Below are 16,630 nucleotides of genomic sequence, written 5' to 3' on the forward strand. Positions count from 1 at the left end.
TCACCCCAGCCACTTGGCGGCGACGCTGACGGCCATCAGCAGGATGGCGGTGCCGAAGGCGGCGCGTTGCAGGCGCAGGCGCATGGGCGCCCGGTTGTCGTTGGCCGGCGGCGGAATCCGTCGGGGCGGCGCCAGCAGGCGCCGCCCTTCGGGATGAACGGAAAGGCGGACCGGATCAGCCACGCTGCTCGAGAGGCTGCACCTTGCGCGGTGCGGCACCCACATAGAGCTGGCGGGGACGGCCGATCTTCTGGTCCGGATCGGTCAGCATCTCGTTCCACTGGGCGATCCAGCCGACGGTGCGGGCCAGCGCGAACAGGCTGGTGAACATCGAGGTCGGGATGCCCATGGCGCGGAAGATGATGCCCGAATAGAAATCGACGTTGGGGAACAGCTTGCGACTGACGAAATACTCGTCCTCCAGCGCGATGCGCTCCAGCTCCATGGCCAGCTTGAGCAGGGGCTCGTCGTGCACGCCCAGCTCGTCCAGCACCTCGTGGCAGGTGCGCTGCATGATCTTGGCGCGCGGGTCGTAGTTCTTGTAGACGCGGTGGCCGAAGCCCATCAGCCGGAACGGATCGTCCTTGTCCTTGGCCTTGGCGATGAATTCCGGGATGCGGTCGACCGAGCCGATCTCGTGCAGCATGGTCAGCACCGCCTCGTTGGCGCCGCCATGGGCGGGACCCCACAGCGAGGCGATGCCGGCGGCGATGCAGGCGAACGGGTTGGCGCCCGAGGACCCGGCCAGGCGCACCGTCGAGGTCGAGGCGTTCTGCTCATGGTCGGCGTGCAGGATGAGGATGCGGTCCATGGCCCGCGACAGCACCGGGCTGGGCTCGAACGCCTCGCACGGGGTGGCGAACATCAGGTGCAGGAAGTTCTCGGAATAGGAATAGCGGTTCTGCGGGTACATGAACGGCTGGCCCTGCGAGTACTTGTAGGTCCAGCCGGTGATGGTCGGCATCTTGGCGATCAGCCGGTAGCTGGCGATCATCCGCTGGTGCGGGTCGTTGATGTCGGTGGAATCGTGGTAGAACGCCGCCAGGGCGCCGACCACGCCGCACATCACCGCCATCGGGTGCGAGTCGCGGCGGAAGCCGCGGTAGAAGAACGAGACCTGCTCGTTCAGCATGGAATGGTGGCTGATGTCGCTCTCGAACTTGGCCTTCTCGGCGGCGTTGGGCAGCTCGCCCTTGAGGATCAGGTAGGCGACTTCCAGGAAGTTGCAGTTCTCGGCCAGGTCGTCGATGGCGTAGCCGCGATGCAGCAGCACGCCCTCGTCGCCGTCGATGTAGGTGATCGCCGACTTGCACGAGCCGGTCGAGGTATAGCCCGGGTCATAGGTGAAGACGTCCATGTCGCTGTAAAGCTTGCGGATATCCATCACCTTCGGACCCATGGTGCCCGAGTGCAGCGGCAGGTCGATCTGCTTGCCGTTGCTGTTGTTGATGAGCGTGACGCTTTCGCTGTTTGTCGTCATGTCTTCTACCCCGTGGTTCCACACTCAAGTGCGTTTGGTTGTTGACTGCAGGTCCGTCAGGTCGGCGTCGCGGCGTCGTCGACGCGGCCCAGGGTTTCTTCGCGCCCCAGTACCTCCATCACCTCGAAGATGGGGGGAGAGACCGACGATCCGGTCAGCGCCGCCCTGAGCGGCTGCGCGATCTTCCCCAGCTTCTGGCCGCGTGCCTCGGCGAACACGCGGGCCGCTTCCTCCAGTGCCGCCTTGGTCCACTCGCCGGCGGCGGCGGCGTTCAGGAACTCGGACAGCAGGGCGCGGGCCTCGTCGTCGGCCAGCGCCTTGGCCGCCTTGTCGTCCAGCGCCAGCGGCCGCCGGCGGGCGTAGAAGGCGGCCGAATCGGCCAGCTCGACCAGGGTCTTGGCGCGCTCCTTGAGGCCGCCCATGCCGGCCCGGATGCGGGCCTTGGCCAGGTCGTCGGCGGGATGGCCGATGCGGGCCTCGACCAGCGGCAGCACCAGCGCGGCGAGGCGGCCGTCCTCGGCCTGGCGCAGGTAATGGCCGTTCAGGTTGGCGAGCTTGACCATGTCGAAGCGGGCGGGCGAGCGGCCGACGCTGTCCAGGCCGAACCACTCGACCGCCTGTTTGGTGGAGATCACCTCGTCGTCGCCGTGGGACCAGCCCAGCCGCAGCAGGTAGTTGCGCATGGCCTCGGGCAGGAAGCCCATGTCGCGGTAGGCCTCGGCCCCCAGCGCGCCGTGGCGCTTGGACAGCTTGGCGCCGTCCGGGCCGTGGATCAGCGGGATATGGGCGAAGGCCGGCGGCTCCCAGCCGCACGCCTTGTACAGCTGGTACTGGCGGAAGGCGTTGGTCAGATGGTCGTCGCCGCGGATGATGTGCGTGATACCCATGTCGTGGTCGTCCACCACCACCGAAAGCATGTATGTGGGGGTGCCGTCGCCGCGAAGCAAAACCATGTCGTCCAGTTGCGCGTTGGCCACCTTGACCTCGCCCTGGACCAGGTCCTGGATGATGGTCTCGCCGTCCTGCGGCGCCCTCAGACGCACGACGAAGGGCTGCCCGGCGGGGGCCTCGGCCGGGTCGCGGTCGCGCCAGATGCCGGGATAGCGCATGGGCAGGCCCTTGGCCCGCTGCTCCTCGCGTACCTTGTCCAGCTCTTCCGGCGTGCACCAGCAGCGATAGGCCTTGCCCTCGGCGACCAGGCGATGGGCCATTTCGGCGTGGCGGTCCATGCGGGCGAACTGGAACACCGCCTCGCCGTCCCAGTCCAGGCCCAGCCATTTCAGGCCGTCGAAGATGGCATCCACCGCGTCCTGGGTCGAGCGGGCGCGGTCGGTATCCTCGATGCGCAGGTGGAACTTGCCACCGTGGTGGCGGGCGAACAGCCAGTTGAACAGCGCCGTGCGGGCGCCGCCAATGTGGAGGAAGCCGGTGGGGGATGGGGCGAAGCGGGTGACGACCGTCATGGCGGGGGCCAGAACCTCCGGTTCCTTTGGTGGCGGGCAGGCTCTGTCTAACATATTCTTTCAGCCGTGACAGCCCGGAGATGGTGCTGGATGGCGAAAACCCCGCCCGACCGGATAGGATATTCCCCGTACGAAAGGTTGGGCGCTGCCCTCGCCGCCGCCCTGGTCGCCGATCGGGACCGCTGGATGCTGTGGAGTCCGGTGCTGTTCGGCCTCGGCATCGCCGCCTATTTCGCCGCCCCCGCCGAGCCGCCGGGGTGGCTGGCGCTGCCGCCGCTGTTGCTTGCCCTGGGCGGCCTGTGGCTGGGCCGGCGGCGGCCGGCGGCGGTCGCGGCCTCCCTGGCCCTGGCGCTGTGCGCCGCCGGCTTCGCGGCGGTGCAGCTGCGGGCGGCGCTGGTGGCGGCGCCGGTGCTGGAGCGGCCCAGCGGCAAGGTGGCGGTCAGCGGCATCGTCGAGGAGGTGGAGCCGCTGGCCGGCGGCGGCCAGCGCGTCACCCTGAAGGACGCCGAGGTGGCGGTGGAGGGGGCGCGGCCCCACAGGGTCCGCCTGCGCCTGAAGGGCGACGAGCCGGTGCCCGTGGGGGCGCGCATCGCCGTCACCGCTCTGCTGACGCCGCCGCCGCAGCCGCAGATGCCGGGCGCCTTCGACTTCGCCCGCCATGCCTGGTTCCAGGGCCTGGGGGCGGTGGGCACGGCGCTGTCGCCGCCGGTGGTGATAGTCCCGGCGGCCGAGGGGCATTGGCTGAACGCGCTGCGTCACCGCATCACCCTGCGCATCCTGGCGGCGATCCCGGGATCGGCCGGGGCCGTCGCCGCCGCCCTGGTGACCGGCGAGACCGGCGCCATCCCGCGCGACGTGCTGGACGCCTATCGCGATTCCGGGCTGGCCCACATGCTGTCCATCTCGGGCCTGCACATGGGCATGGTGGCGGGGCTGGTGTTCTTCGTGGTGCGCGGCGGGCTGGCGCTGGTGCCGGCGGTGGCCCTGCGCCATCCCATCAAGAAATGGGCGGCGGCGGTGGCGCTGGCGGCGACCTTCCTCTACATGTTGCTGGCCGGGGCGCCGGTGCCGGCGCAGCGTTCGTTCCTGATGACCGGCATCGTGCTGCTGGCGGTTCTGCTGGACCGCTCGGCCATCTCCATGCGCATGGTGGCGTGGGCGGCACTGGCGGTGCTGGCGCTGGCCCCCGAGGCGCTGGTCGGTCCCAGCTTCCAGATGTCCTTCGCGGCGGTGGCCGCCCTGATCGCCGCCTTCGAGGTCGCCTCGCCGCGCCTGACGGCCTGGCGGATCGAGCATCCCCGCCTGTGGCAGCGGGCCGGCCTGTACCTGGCCGGGGTGGCCCTCAGCTCGCTGGTGGCGGGATCGGCCACCGCGGTGTACGGCGCCTACCATTTCAACCGCTTCGCCGTGTGGTCGCTGGCCGCCAATCTTGCGGCGGTGCCGCTGACCGGGTTCCTGGTGATGCCGTTCGTGCCGGTGGCCCTGCTGCTGATGCCGTTCGGGCTGGAATTCCTGGCGCTGGTGCCCATGGGCTGGGGCGTCGAGGCGGTCAACCGCCTGGCTGCCGCCATCGCCGCCTGGCCGGCGGCGGCGGTGGTGCTGCCGCCCATGCCGGCCTGGGGCCTGACGCTGTTCACCCTGGGCGGGCTGTGGCTGCTGCTGTGGCGGCGGCGCTGGCGCCACGGGGGCTGGGTGGCGATGGTGGCGGGGCTGGCGACGCTGGCGCTGCACCAGCCACCCGACGTAGTGGTGGACGGGCGCGGCTATGCCATGGCGGTGCGCACGGCCGATGGGGCGCTGCTGGTCAATCGCGGCGGCCGCATCCTCAAGGAGACCTGGGACCGCCGGGCCGGGCCGCTGGCCGCCGGGCGCTGGCCGAAGCGGGGCCGCAGCGAGGACGGAAGGCTGGCCTGCGACGAGGTGGGATGCCTTTACCGGGGCGAGGGGGCGGTGGTGGCGCTGGTGCAGGACGAGGCCGGCATCGCCGCCGGTTGCGCCGCCGCCGCCGTGGTGGTGTCGGCGGTGCCGTTGCGCGGCGCCTGCCGCGGCCCGGCGGTGGTGCCCAGGGTGGTCATCGACCGGTTCGACCTGTGGCGGCGCGGCGCCCATGCGCTCTGGCTGGAGGAGGGCGGCGCCCGCATCGAGACGGTGGCCGGCTGGCAGGGCGACCGCCCGTGGTCGCACCGTCCCCATCGCCGCCGCAAGCGGCCCGACCCCATGCCCATGCCCATTCCCGAGCCCGTGCCCGTGCCCGAGGAACCGCCGGCGGCGGAAGAGTAGTTGCCGTCAGTGCGGCGGCAGGCCTTCGGGGCGGGTGGCGCCGATGCCCTGCCACAGGGCCGCGACGCATTCGTCGTCGTCGGCGGCGTCGGGATTGCCACGCAGGAAGCTGCGCACCAGATAGTCCAGCTCGTCCGTATCGTCGGCCACGGCGCCGATTTCGCGTCCGCGCCAGTAGGCGCGATCCCTGAGCAGCATTCCCATGCCGTTCCTCCTTCCGGTTCGGTCGGACCTTGGTCGGAACGAGTGTATGTCACTCAGCCGAAATTGCGCTTTGCGAATTCGCAACTGCGAGACGCCGTCGGGCGCATGGCTTGCTCAGGCGCTGCGGATGTCCGAGACGAACAGATCGACCTGGGTTTCCAGGATATTCGAGTTGTTCGCCAGCGAACTGGCGGATTCGAGCACCTGGCGGGCGGCGTTGCCGGTTTCGTAGGCGGCGGCGGACACGCGGGCGATGGTGCCGGTGACCTCCTGGGTACCCATGGCGGCCTGCTGGACGTTGCGGGCGATCTCGGAGGTGGCGGCGCCCTGTTCCTCGACCGAGGCGGCGATGGAGCCGGAAATCTCGTTGATCTCGCCGATGGTCCGGGCGATGCCGGCGATGGCGCCGACGGCGTCGCGGGTGGCGCCCTGGACGGCGGCGATCTGCGCCCCGATCTCCTCGGTCGCCTTGGCGGTCTGGGTGGCCAGCGACTTGACCTCGTGGGCGACCACGGCGAAGCCCTTGCCCGCTTCGCCCGCCCGCGCCGCCTCGATGGTGGCGTTGAGCGCCAGCAGGTTGGTCTGCGAGGCGATGTCGTTGATGAGCTTGACCACCTGGCCGATTTTGGCGGCGGCTTCGGCCAGGCTCTGGACCATCTCGTTGGTGCGGTTGGCTTCGTCCATGGCCGACGAGGCGATGGCGGCCGACTGCGACACCTGGCGGCTGATCTCGGCGATGGAGGAGGACAGCTCCTCGGCCGCGGCGGCCACGGTCTGGATGTTGGTGGTGGCCTCCTCGGCGGCGGCGGCCACGGTGGTGGACTGGGCCGAAGTCTCCTCGGCATTGTCCGCCATGGTGCGGGCCGCGCTTTCCATCTGCGTCGCGGCGGCGGCGACCTCGCCCACCACGCCCTTGACGTTGCGCTCGAAGGTGTCGGCCTTGGCGCCCAGCTCGCGGGCGATGATGGCGGCGGTGTTGGTCTCGATGTAGGCCGAGGTGGCCAGATCCATGTCGAGGAACGCCGCCCTGTTCACCGCGGCGATGACCTTGGCCGCCATTTCGGGCTTCTTGCGGTAGTGCTGGATCGCCAGCTCGAACACGTCGTTCAGCACACAGCAATAGCCGGCGGTGTACCAGCGCGGCTCCAGCCCGATCCGCTGGTGGACCTTGCCGATCTCGGTGACGTTGGCGAAATAGGTGTCGTCGAACTTGCCGGCGAACACGCTGTCCATCCAGTGCTTCTTCTGCATGGCGCGGGCATGGGCGACGCGATCGGGCGAGCCGAACAGGGACGCCAGTTCGGCATTCTTCTGCACGTGGCCGTAGAAGGCGGTCAGCACCTGGTCGATGCGGGTCGCCAGGACCTCGCGGAAGTCGCGCAGCGTGCGGCAGGTCTCGTCGTCGATCTGAAGGAAAGACAGACGCCCCGAACGATCCAGATCCATGTGAGTCCCCCGACCCTGATTGACGATCAATCCATACGAGTTTCGCCGTCGCGCGGTCAAGAGAAGAAGGACATGCCTTTCCTTGACCCGATGAGGCTTGGTCTAAACTTTGGTCATAGCAAGGGTTATATCTCAGCCGGGGAATCAGGCAACCATATTCTTCGACGGGAATTGCGCCGATGTTTTTGCCTGCCGGGTTGGGCGAAAAACCCCGCGTAGAAGGCCTGTATCGGCGCCACCGACTGTGCTATAGACACCGTTTCCGGCGGGCCGGCCCCCAGGTTTTCGGGCTTCGGGGGCCGCGCACCTGCCCCTGCGGGCGTGGCGGAACTGGTAGACGCACCAGATTTAGGTTCTGGCGGCCTTCGGCCGTGGGGGTTCAAGTCCCTTCGCCCGCACCAGCTTCTTCCACCCGTCCGCAGGCGGGGCGGTGGCCGCCGGGGTTCCTCAACGATTTGATTCGATTGGCGAAAGACTGATGCAGGTAACCGAGACGAACACCGATGGCCTGAAGCGCGAGTACAAGGTCGTCGTCCCCGCGGGGCAGCTGGCCACGCGTACCGAGGACCGCCTGGCGGAGATCGCACGCACGGTCCGCATGCCGGGCTTCCGGCCGGGCAAGGTGCCGATGAAGATCGTGCGCCAGAAGTACGGCCCCTCGGTGGTGGGCGAAGTGCTGGAGCAGGCGGTCAATGACGGCGCCCAGTCGGCCATCGCCGAGCGCAACCTGCGCCCGGCGGCCCAGCCCAAGGTGGAGATCACCGCCTATGCCGAGGGCGCCGACCTGGAATTCACGGTGGCGCTCGAGGTTCTGCCCGACATCGCCCCCATGGATTTCGCCTCCATCACCCTGGAGCGCGAGAAGGCGGCGGCCCCCGAGGAGGAGGTCGACGACACCCTGGCCCGCCTGGCCGAGCGCCACGAATCGTCGGAGCCGGTCGGCCGCGCCGCCAAGGAAGGCGATATCGCGGTGATCGACTTCGTCGGCCGCCAGGACGGCATCGAGTTCCCCGGCGGTTCGGCCCAGGACTACCAGCTCAAGCTGGGTTCGGGCACCTTCATCCCCGGCTTCGAGGACCAGCTGGTCGGCAAGAGCGCGGGCGAGGAAGTCACCGTTTCCGTGACCTTCCCCGACGCCTACGGCAATGGCGAGCTGGCCGGCAAGCCGGCCGAGTTCTCGGTCACCGTCAAGGAGGTCCGCGCCGCCGCCCCGTCGGCGGTCGATGACGAACTGGCCAAGAAGGTCGGCCTGGACTCGCTGGAGGCGCTGAAGACCGCCATCCGCGACGAGATCGTCCGCGAGCTGAACGCCCTGGCCCGCATGAAGGTCAAGCGCAAGCTGCTGGACGCCCTGGCCGCCGGCCATGACTTCCCGGTCCCGGGCAGCATGGTGGAGCAGGAATTCGAGGCCATCTGGAAGCAGGTCGCCGCCGATCGCGAACAGGGGCGCATCGACCCCACCGACGAGGGCAAGGACGAGGAGACGGTGAAGGCCGACTACCGCGCCCTGGCCGAACGCCGGGTCCGCCTCGGCCTGCTGCTGGCCGATGTCGGCCGCGCCAACTCGGTCTCGGTGACCCAGGACGACCTCAACAAGGCCCTGATCGAGGAGGCGCGCCGCTATCCCGGCCAGGAGCACCTGGTGTTCCAGTACTACAAGGGCAACCCCGAGGCGCTCGACGCGCTGCGGGCGCCGATCTTCGAGGACAAGGTCATCGACTTCATCCTCGAACTGGCCCAGGTGACCGACAAGGAGGTCGCCGCCGCCGACCTGCGCACCGACCCGGACGAGGCGGAGGCCGAGGCCAAGCCGGCCAAGAAGGCCGCCGCCAAGAAGAAGGCGGCGGACAAGGCCGAGCCGGCCGACGAGGGCGAGGCCAAGCCGGCCAAGAAGCCGGCGGCCAAGAAGAAGGCCGACAAGGGCGAGTGATCGGGAGCGCCGGCCCCGCGACGGCGGGGCCGGCGGCCGCTTTGACATCGGGCGTGTTCGCGCCCATCTGATGCGAAAGCGCGGGCAGGCCGCCGGCGCCCAACGACAAGGACGAGCCATGCGCGAGAGAGACCCCATCGACCTCTACATGAACACCCTGGTGCCGATGGTGGTCGAGCAGACCAACCGGGGCGAGCGCGCTTACGACATCTATTCGCGCCTGCTGAAGGAACGCATCATCTTCCTCACCGGCCAGGTCTACGACGAGGTCGCCAGCCTGATCTGCGCCCAGCTGCTGTTCCTGGAATCCGAGAATCCGAAGAAGGACATCGCCTTCTATATCAACTCGCCGGGCGGCGTGGTGACCAGTGGTCTTTCGATCTACGACACCATGCAGTACATCCGTCCCGAGGTGTCCACCGTCTGCCTCGGCCAGGCCGCCTCCATGGGCTCGCTGCTGCTGACCGCCGGCGCCAAGGGCAAGCGCTACTCGCTGCCCAATGCGCGCATCATGGTGCACCAGCCCTCGGGCGGCTTCCAGGGCCAGGCCACCGATATCGAGATCCATGCCCGCGAAATCCTTGCGCTCAGGGCGCGGCTGAACAACATGTATGTCCAGCACACCGGCCAGCCGATCGAGGTCATCGAGCAGGCGATGGAGCGCGACAAGTTCATGAGCGCCACCGACGCCAAGGAATTCGGCCTGATCGACGAGGTGGTGAGCAGCCGTCCCGAGAAGTCCGACGACGGTTCGGGCGAGGGCTGATCCAACGTCCGGCGGCGGAGGGTGACCCCGCCGCCCGCCCGTTTCCTCAGCCGGCACGGCGCCCGCGCCGCGGGGCGTTTTTCGTTGTGCGGCGCGTGACGGTATGGCTAACATACCACCGGTCCGTCACCACGGCCGCTTTCCCGATGGAGTACCGATGAGCAAGTCCACCAGCGGCGATTCCAAGAACACCCTGTATTGCTCCTTCTGCGGAAAGAGCCAGCACGAGGTGCGCAAGCTGATCGCCGGGCCGACCGTCTTCATCTGCGATGAATGCGTCGAGCTGTGCATGGACATCATCCGCGAGGAGCACAAGACCCACCTGGTCCGCTCGCGCGATGGCGTGCCGACGCCCAAGGATATCCGGGCGGTCCTGGACGATTACGTGATCGGCCAGGATCACGCCAAGAAGGTGCTGTCGGTGGCGGTGCACAACCACTACAAGCGGCTGCAGCACGGCGGCAAGGCCGGCGAGATCGAGATCGCCAAGTCCAACATCCTGCTGGTCGGCCCCACCGGCTGCGGCAAGACGCTGCTGGCGCAGACCCTGGCGCGCATCCTCGACGTGCCCTTCACCATGGCCGACGCCACCACCTTGACCGAGGCCGGCTATGTCGGCGAGGACGTCGAGAACATCATCCTCAAGCTGCTGCAGGCTGCCGAGTACAACGTCGAGCGCGCCCAGCGCGGCATCGTCTATATCGACGAGGTCGACAAGATCAGCCGCAAGTCCGACAACCCCTCGATCACCCGCGACGTGTCGGGCGAGGGTGTGCAGCAGGCCCTGCTGAAGATCATGGAGGGCACCGTCGCCTCGGTGCCTCCCCAGGGCGGGCGCAAGCACCCGCAGCAGGAGTTCCTGCAGGTCGACACCACCAACATCCTGTTCATCTGCGGCGGCGCCTTCTCGGGGCTGGAGCGGATCATCGGCAATCGCGGCAACGGCACCTCCATCGGCTTCGGTGCCGAGGTGCGCGGCCCCGACGAGCGCCGCACCGGCGAAATCCTGCGCGAGGTCGAGCCCGAGGATCTGCTGAAGTTCGGCCTGATCCCCGAATTCGTCGGCCGCCTGCCGGTGATCGCCACCCTGGACGACCTCGACGTCGATGCCCTGGTGGAGATCCTGTCCCGGCCCAAGAACGCCCTGGTCAAGCAGTACCAGCGCCTGTTCGAGATGGAGGACACCCGCCTGGCGTTCCAGGACGAGGCGCTGAAATCCATCGCCGAGAAGGCCATCGCCCGCAAGACCGGCGCCCGCGGCCTGCGCTCGATCATGGAGGGCATCCTGCTCGACACCATGTTCGACCTGCCCGGCATGGACGGTGTCGAGGAAGTGGTGGTCAACAAGGAAGTGGTGGAGGGCCGTGCCCAGCCGCTTTACATCTATTCCGAACGGCGCGAAGACGTGGGCACCAGCGCCTGAGTCCCGGGTGGGGGAGGCCGGCTCCCCTTGACGGGATAGGCACTTCGGACCACTTAGGTCTGAAGGACAAAGGCATTACGACGGCTGCGCCCATCCGGGCCGCCGCTTGACCCAAGAGGTATCATGGTCGAAATCGCACGCGGCGACGTCTTCCCCGTTCTTCCCCTGCGCGACATCGTCGTGTTCCCTCACATGATCGTTCCCCTGTTCGTCGGCCGCGAGAAATCCGTCCGCGCCCTCGAGGACGTCATGCGCGAGGACAAGCAGATTCTGCTGGTGGCGCAGAAGAACGCGGCCCAGGACGATCCCACCACCGACGACATCTACACCGTCGGCACCGTCTCGACGGTGCTGCAACTGCTGAAGCTGCCGGACGGCACGGTGAAGGTTCTGGTCGAGGGCGGCAGCCGCGCCCGCATCAGCGGCTTCACCGACAACGAGACCTTCTTCCAGGCCTATGCCGACGTGCTCGACGAGCGCGAGGGCGAGACCCAGGAGCTGGAGGCGCTGTCGCGCTCGGTGGTCTCGCAGTTCGAGCAGTACATCAAGCTCAACAAGAAGATTCCGCCCGAGGTGCTGGTCTCGGTCAACCAGATCGAGGACCCGGGCAAGCTGGCCGACACCGTCGCCTCGCACCTGTCCCTGAAGATCGCCGAGAAGCAGGAGCTGCTGGAGACCGAAACCATCGCCGAGCGCCTCGAGCGGGTGTTCTCGTACATGGAGGGCGAGATCGGCGTCCTTCAGGTCGAGAAGAAGATCCGCAACCGGGTCAAGCGCCAGATGGAGAAGACCCAGCGCGAGTACTATCTGAACGAGCAGCTGAAGGCGATCCAGAAGGAACTGGGCGAGGCCGAGGACGGCAAGGACGAGGCCGCCGAGCTGGAAGAGCGCATCCGCAAGACCCGGCTGTCCAAGGAAGCGCGCGAGAAGGCCTTCGCCGAGCTGAAGAAGCTGAAGTCCATGAGCCCCATGTCGGCCGAGGCCACCGTGGTGCGCAACTATCTGGACTGGCTGCTGACCATTCCGTGGAAGAAGCGGACCCGGGTCAAGAAGGACGTCAAGCTGGCCGAGCGCATCCTCAACGCCCAGCATTACGGCCTCGAGAAGGTCAAGGAGCGCATCATCGAGTACCTGGCGGTGCAGACCCGCACCGAGAAGGTCAAGGGCCCGATCCTGTGCCTGGTCGGCCCGCCCGGCGTCGGCAAGACCTCGCTGGGCAAGTCCATGGCCGAGGCGACCGGGCGCAACTTCGTGCGCATCAGCCTTGGCGGCGTGCGCGACGAGGCCGAGGTGCGCGGCCACCGCCGCACCTATATCGGCTCCATGCCGGGCAAGATCGTCCAGGGCATGAAGAAGGCCAAGTCGTCCAACCCGCTGTTCCTGCTCGACGAAATCGACAAGCTGGGGTCCGACTGGCGCGGCGACCCGTCCTCGGCCCTGCTCGAGGTGCTCGATCCCGAGCAGAACTCGACCTTCAACGACCATTACCTCGAGGTCGATTACGACCTGTCCGACGTGATGTTCGTCACCACCGCCAACACCCTGCGCATGCCGCAGCCGCTGCTCGACCGCATGGAGGTGATCCGCCTGTCCGGCTACACCGAGGACGAGAAGGTGGAGATCGCCAAGCGCCACCTGCTCGACAAGGTGATCAAGGCGGCCGGGTTGCAGAAGACCGAGATCTCCATCGGCGACGACGCCATCCGTGATCTCTGCCGCTACTACACGCGCGAAGCCGGGGTGCGCAACCTCGAGCGCGAGTTGGCCAACATCTCGCGCAAGGTCACCACCGAGATCGTGTCGAAGGGCAAGAAGAAGGTGTCGGTGACCCCGCGCAACCTGGAAAAGTACGCCGGCGTCAAGCGCTACCGCTTCGGCGAGGCGGAGCTGGAGGACATGGTCGGCGCCGTCACCGGCCTGGCCTGGACCGAGGTGGGCGGCGAGCTGCTGACCATCGAGGCGGTCACCATGCCCGGCAAGGGCAGCTTCAGCCATACCGGCAAGCTGGGCGACGTGATGCAGGAATCCGTGCAGGCGGCGCGCTCCTATGTCCGCTCGCGCTCGGTCAGCTTAGGGATCAAGCCGACCGTGTTCGAGAAGAAGGACATCCACGTCCACGTTCCCGAAGGCGCCACCCCCAAGGACGGTCCGTCGGCGGGCATCGCCATGTGCACCGCCATCGTCTCGGCCATCACCGGCATCGCCGTGCGGCGCGAGGTGGCGATGACCGGCGAGGTCACCCTGCGCGGCCGCGTGCTGCCCATCGGCGGCCTCAAGGAGAAGCTGCTGGCGGCGCTGCGCGGCGGCCTCAAGACCGTTCTCATCCCCAAGGAGAACGAGAAGGACCTGGCCGAGATTCCGGATAACGTGAAGAAGGGGCTGGACATCATCCCCGTCGCCACGGTGGACGAGGTGTTGGCCCGCGCCCTGGTGCGCATGCCGGTGCCGATCGAATGGGAAGAGCCGGCCGAGGAGCCCGCTCCTGCCGCCGCCAAGGACGGCGGGGCGGTGGAGCCGGTCACCACCCACTGACTGACCGGTCGCGTCGCCGTCGCGACTCCCCGCCGGCCGGGCCGGCGGGGTGTGCGGTGCACACCCTGCGGCATTCCCTGCAATGGCAAGAAAATGGCGGATTCCCTGACCTTCGGCGGCATTGCCGATTGACCGGGGCTGCCCTCCGTTTTAGACTGCGCCCCGTCTATTTTCGCAGGGGACGCGGGTCCCCTCTACCAATGGGTCTAGCGAAGGGGGCTATCAGGTGAACAAGAACGATCTCGTGACGGCGGTTGCCAGCAGCACCGGCCTCACCAAGTCCGACGCCGCCAAAGCCATCGACGGCGTTTTCGATGCCATTTCCGGCGCGCTGAAGGGTGGCGACGAAGTCCGCCTGGTCGGCTTCGGCACCTTCTCGGTGGCCAGCCGCGCCGCCTCGGAAGGCCGCAATCCGCGCACCGGCGCGAAGATCACCATTCCGGCCTCCAAGCAGCCCAAGTTCAAGGCCGGCAAGGGCCTGAAGGATTCGGTGCAGTAGGGGGCGCCTTTACCGGTTGTGCGGCCGGCCGCGGAGGAGCGCTCCGCGGCCGGCCTTGCTTTTTTTGCCCCCCCCTGGTCGTCACCCTCGGGCTTGACCCATGGCTGTCCGGTTTAATTTTCGGCTGGCCCATGCCCCCTCGCCCGCCTGCGGGAGAGGGGGGCGAGCGTCAGCGAGCCGGGGTGAGGGCGGCGCGTGTCCACGCGCCCAAGACCTGAAAACGCAGAGGTTTTCGCTGTCGCGAAGCGCACCTGACGGCGCGCGCCCTCTCCCTCCCGTCGCTGGCGCGACGGGTCCCTCCCTCTCCCGCAGGCGGGCGAGGGTAATCTGTCCGCTTCCGCCAACATCACCCTGGACGCGGCCGACACCAAGGGCTCCCGAAGGCTCTCCGAAAAATAAACCGGACAGAAGTGGGCTTGACCCGAGGGTCCATGGTGTCCAGGGTGTGTTCGGCGGCCTGGATTGCCGGGTCAAGCCCGGCAATGACGGGGAAGGGGCCCGGGCGGTTAGCTCAGCGGTAGAGCATCTCGTTTACACCGAGAGGGTCGGGGGTTCGAACCCCTCACCGCCCACCAGTCCAGGCCGGGACGTCCCTCGGGGGCGGCTACCCTGTTGCGGTGCACACCCGTGCGGCCGGTGCGACGGGTGGGCGGCGCCTCCCCGTCCGGGGATGGGCGCTGCCTCCCGGAGTATGGCAAAAAGGCGGCGGGGCAGGGGGTGTCCGCTTGACAGCCCGGTGGCCCTGGATTACACCACGCCTACCCGCCCGGGTGGCTGTCAGGCTAGCCCTGTCGCGCCGGACGGCGGCGGAACGTTGGGCCGGTTGCTGCCGGAAGTTGCTTCTTGGGAAGCAATCGGGCTGGCGGCGGGCGGCTCTAGAGGCTAGTGTCTTGCAAGGAGGCCCTCTCCGGTCATTCGCCGTTCGGCACCGCTTTCAATCCGACAGGCCCGTTTCCATATTCCGTTGGAACTGGTGGCCTGCCGTTCGAGAAGCGAGCCGGACCCGAGCGCCGGGGATGCTCAAGGGCCCGATGCGAACGAAGGGCAGGGACGATGGAAGCTTGGCTGCTCGAATATCTGCCGATCCTGATCTTCCTGGGCATCGCCGTCGCCATATCCATGGTGATGATCGGCGCCTCGTGGCTGGTCGGGCGCCAGAAGCCGGACCCCGAGAAGAACGCGGCCTATGAATGCGGCTTCGACGCCTTCGGCGACGCCCGCTCCAAGTTCGAGGTGCGCTTCTATCTCGTCGCCATCCTGTTCATCATCTTCGACCTCGAGGTGGCGTTCCTGTTCCCGTGGGCGGTCAGCCTGGGCAAGATCGGCCTGTTCGGCTTCTGGTCGATGATGGTGTTCCTGGGTGTGCTCACCATCGGCTTCATCTACGAATGGCGAAAGGGAGCCTTGGAATGGGAGTGACCAACTCCGGACTGGTGACGCCGGCGGCGTCCTCGCCGCTGCCCCCTGGTCCCGCCCAGGATCAGGTCATGAAGCTGGTCGGCGACGAGATGGCGGACAAGGGCTTCGTGCTGGCCAGCGTCGACAAGCTGGTCAACTGGGCCCGCACCGGATCCATGTGGCCGATGACCTTCGGCCTGGCCTGCTGCGCCGTCGAGATGATCCACGCCGGCTGCTCGCGCTACGACCTCGACCGCTTCGGCGTGGTGTTCCGCCCCAGCCCGCGCCAGTCCGACGTGATGATCGTGGCCGGCACGCTGACCAACAAGATGGCCCCGGCGCTGCGGCGGGTCTACGACCAGATGGCCGAGCCGCGCTGGGTGATCTCCATGGGCTCGTGCGCCAATGGCGGCGGCTACTATCACTATTCCTACTCGGTGGTGCGCGGCTGCGACCGCGTCGTGCCGGTGGACGTCTACGTCCCCGGCTGCCCGCCGACCGCCGAGGCGCTTCTGTACGGCATTCTCCAGCTGCAGAAGAAGATCCGGCGGACCGGATCCATCCTGCGCTAGACATCAACCAGGGACGGCCACATCACCATGACGCAAGCGCTGAAGGACCTGGGCGACCATATCGCCGCCGCCCTGCCCAACGATGTGCTCGACACCGAGGTGAACCGGGTTGGCGAATTGTCCGTCACCGTGCGAACCGGCTCGGTGGTCCGGGTGCTGACCTTCCTGCGCGACGACGCCAACTGCCTGTTCAAGCAGCTGGTGGACGTCTGCGGCGTCGACTGGCCGGCGCGCGAGCAGCGCTTCGACGTGGTCTATCACCTGCTGTCGCTGAAGCATAACCAGCGGGTGCGGGTGAAGGTGGCCACCGACGAGGACGCACCGGTCCCCTCGGTGGTGGGCGTGTTCAGCTCGGCCGGCTGGTTCGAGCGCGAGGTGTGGGACATGTACGGCGTGGTCTTCTCGGACCACCCGGATCTGCGCCGCATCCTCACCGATTACGGCTTCGAGGGGCATCCCCTGCGCAAGGACTTCCCGCTCACCGGCTATGTCGAGCTGCGCTACGACGAGGAGCAGAAGCGCTGCGTCTACGAGCCGGTGAAGCTGACCCAGGATTACCGCAGCTTCGACTTCCTGTCGCCGTGGGAGGGCTCCGGCCCGCTGCCCGGCGACGAGAAGGCGGAAGGGAGAGGCTGAC

At 67.9% G+C, this 16,630-nt stretch carries 14 protein-coding genes and 2 tRNA genes; 11 read left to right on the top strand and 5 right to left on the bottom strand.

Annotated elements, in window-relative coordinates; genetic code table 11:
• Genes MTBUT4_RS12925 through gltX form a run of 3 tightly spaced genes read right to left on the bottom strand, consistent with a single transcriptional unit; the run spans window position 1 to window position 2,943 of the window.
• Window positions 1-183 (bottom strand): hypothetical protein, encoded by a 183-nt coding sequence (locus MTBUT4_RS12925; protein ID WP_173980099.1) that lies wholly within the window; start codon window positions 181-183, stop codon window positions 1-3.
• Complete coding sequence (gene gltA / locus MTBUT4_RS12930; protein ID WP_173980100.1) at window positions 176-1,480, bottom strand: citrate synthase; 1,305 nt, start codon at window positions 1,478-1,480, stop codon at window positions 176-178. Before gltA ends, MTBUT4_RS12925 begins: the two co-directional genes overlap by 8 nt.
• Window positions 1,481-1,536: 56 nt before the next feature.
• A complete protein-coding gene (gltX, locus tag MTBUT4_RS12935) occupies window positions 1,537-2,943 on the bottom strand; it encodes a glutamate--tRNA ligase (protein ID WP_173980101.1) in 1,407 nt (468 codons plus the stop codon).
• A gap of 138 nt (window positions 2,944-3,081) precedes the next feature.
• On the opposite strand from gltX, the gene MTBUT4_RS12940 reads away from it, so the two are divergent.
• A complete protein-coding gene (locus MTBUT4_RS12940) occupies window positions 3,082-5,223 on the top strand; it encodes a ComEC/Rec2 family competence protein (protein WP_254434853.1) in 2,142 nt (713 codons plus the stop codon).
• A 6-nt stretch (window positions 5,224-5,229) separates the two neighbouring features.
• On the opposite strand, the gene MTBUT4_RS12945 is transcribed toward MTBUT4_RS12940, so the two are convergent.
• Together MTBUT4_RS12945 and MTBUT4_RS12950 are read right to left on the bottom strand one after the other, a co-directional pair.
• Entirely contained in the window at window positions 5,230-5,427 is a 198-nt protein-coding gene (locus MTBUT4_RS12945; protein ID WP_173980103.1) for a hypothetical protein, read from the bottom strand.
• 114 nt (window positions 5,428-5,541) lie between these two features.
• Window positions 5,542-6,873 (bottom strand): globin-coupled sensor protein, encoded by a 1,332-nt coding sequence (locus MTBUT4_RS12950; RefSeq protein ID WP_173980104.1) that lies wholly within the window; start codon window positions 6,871-6,873, stop codon window positions 5,542-5,544.
• 315 nt (window positions 6,874-7,188) lie between these two features.
• Between MTBUT4_RS12950 and MTBUT4_RS12955 the strand changes: the two genes are divergently transcribed.
• From MTBUT4_RS12955 to MTBUT4_RS13000, 10 genes are all read left to right on the top strand, one after another.
• A tRNA-Leu gene (locus tag MTBUT4_RS12955) sits at window positions 7,189-7,274 on the top strand.
• A gap of 77 nt (window positions 7,275-7,351) precedes the next feature.
• On the top strand, window positions 7,352-8,803 hold the full coding sequence (gene tig / locus MTBUT4_RS12960; protein WP_173980105.1) for a trigger factor: 1,452 nt from the start codon (window positions 7,352-7,354) through the stop codon (window positions 8,801-8,803).
• Between the two features lie 118 nt (window positions 8,804-8,921).
• Complete coding sequence (gene clpP, locus MTBUT4_RS12965) at window positions 8,922-9,569, top strand: ATP-dependent Clp endopeptidase proteolytic subunit ClpP (RefSeq protein ID WP_173980106.1); 648 nt, start codon at window positions 8,922-8,924, stop codon at window positions 9,567-9,569.
• Between the two features lie 157 nt (window positions 9,570-9,726).
• A complete protein-coding gene (gene clpX, locus MTBUT4_RS12970) occupies window positions 9,727-10,992 on the top strand; it encodes an ATP-dependent Clp protease ATP-binding subunit ClpX (protein ID WP_173980107.1) in 1,266 nt (421 codons plus the stop codon).
• 123 nt (window positions 10,993-11,115) lie between these two features.
• On the top strand, window positions 11,116-13,524 hold the full coding sequence (gene lon, locus MTBUT4_RS12975; protein WP_173980108.1) for an endopeptidase La: 2,409 nt from the start codon (window positions 11,116-11,118) through the stop codon (window positions 13,522-13,524).
• Between the two features lie 226 nt (window positions 13,525-13,750).
• Window positions 13,751-14,023, top strand: coding sequence for an HU family DNA-binding protein (locus MTBUT4_RS12980; RefSeq protein WP_173980109.1), 273 nt, complete (start codon window positions 13,751-13,753; stop codon window positions 14,021-14,023).
• Between the two features lie 500 nt (window positions 14,024-14,523).
• A tRNA-Val gene (locus tag MTBUT4_RS12985) sits at window positions 14,524-14,598 on the top strand.
• A 478-nt stretch (window positions 14,599-15,076) separates the two neighbouring features.
• The gene (locus MTBUT4_RS12990) at window positions 15,077-15,442 is read left to right on the top strand and encodes an NADH-quinone oxidoreductase subunit A (protein ID WP_173980110.1); all 366 of its coding nucleotides are present in this window, start codon (window positions 15,077-15,079) and stop codon (window positions 15,440-15,442) included.
• A complete protein-coding gene (locus MTBUT4_RS12995) occupies window positions 15,433-15,993 on the top strand; it encodes an NADH-quinone oxidoreductase subunit B family protein (protein ID WP_173980111.1) in 561 nt (186 codons plus the stop codon). Before MTBUT4_RS12990 ends, MTBUT4_RS12995 begins: the two co-directional genes overlap by 10 nt.
• Before the next feature lie 27 nt (window positions 15,994-16,020).
• On the top strand, window positions 16,021-16,629 hold the full coding sequence (locus MTBUT4_RS13000; RefSeq protein WP_173980112.1) for an NADH-quinone oxidoreductase subunit C: 609 nt from the start codon (window positions 16,021-16,023) through the stop codon (window positions 16,627-16,629).
• Window position 16,630 lies beyond the last annotated feature (1 nt).

This window comes from Magnetospirillum sp. UT-4, assembly GCF_902729435.1.
In the GTDB taxonomy this organism is placed as follows: domain Bacteria; phylum Pseudomonadota; class Alphaproteobacteria; order Rhodospirillales; family Magnetospirillaceae; genus Magnetospirillum.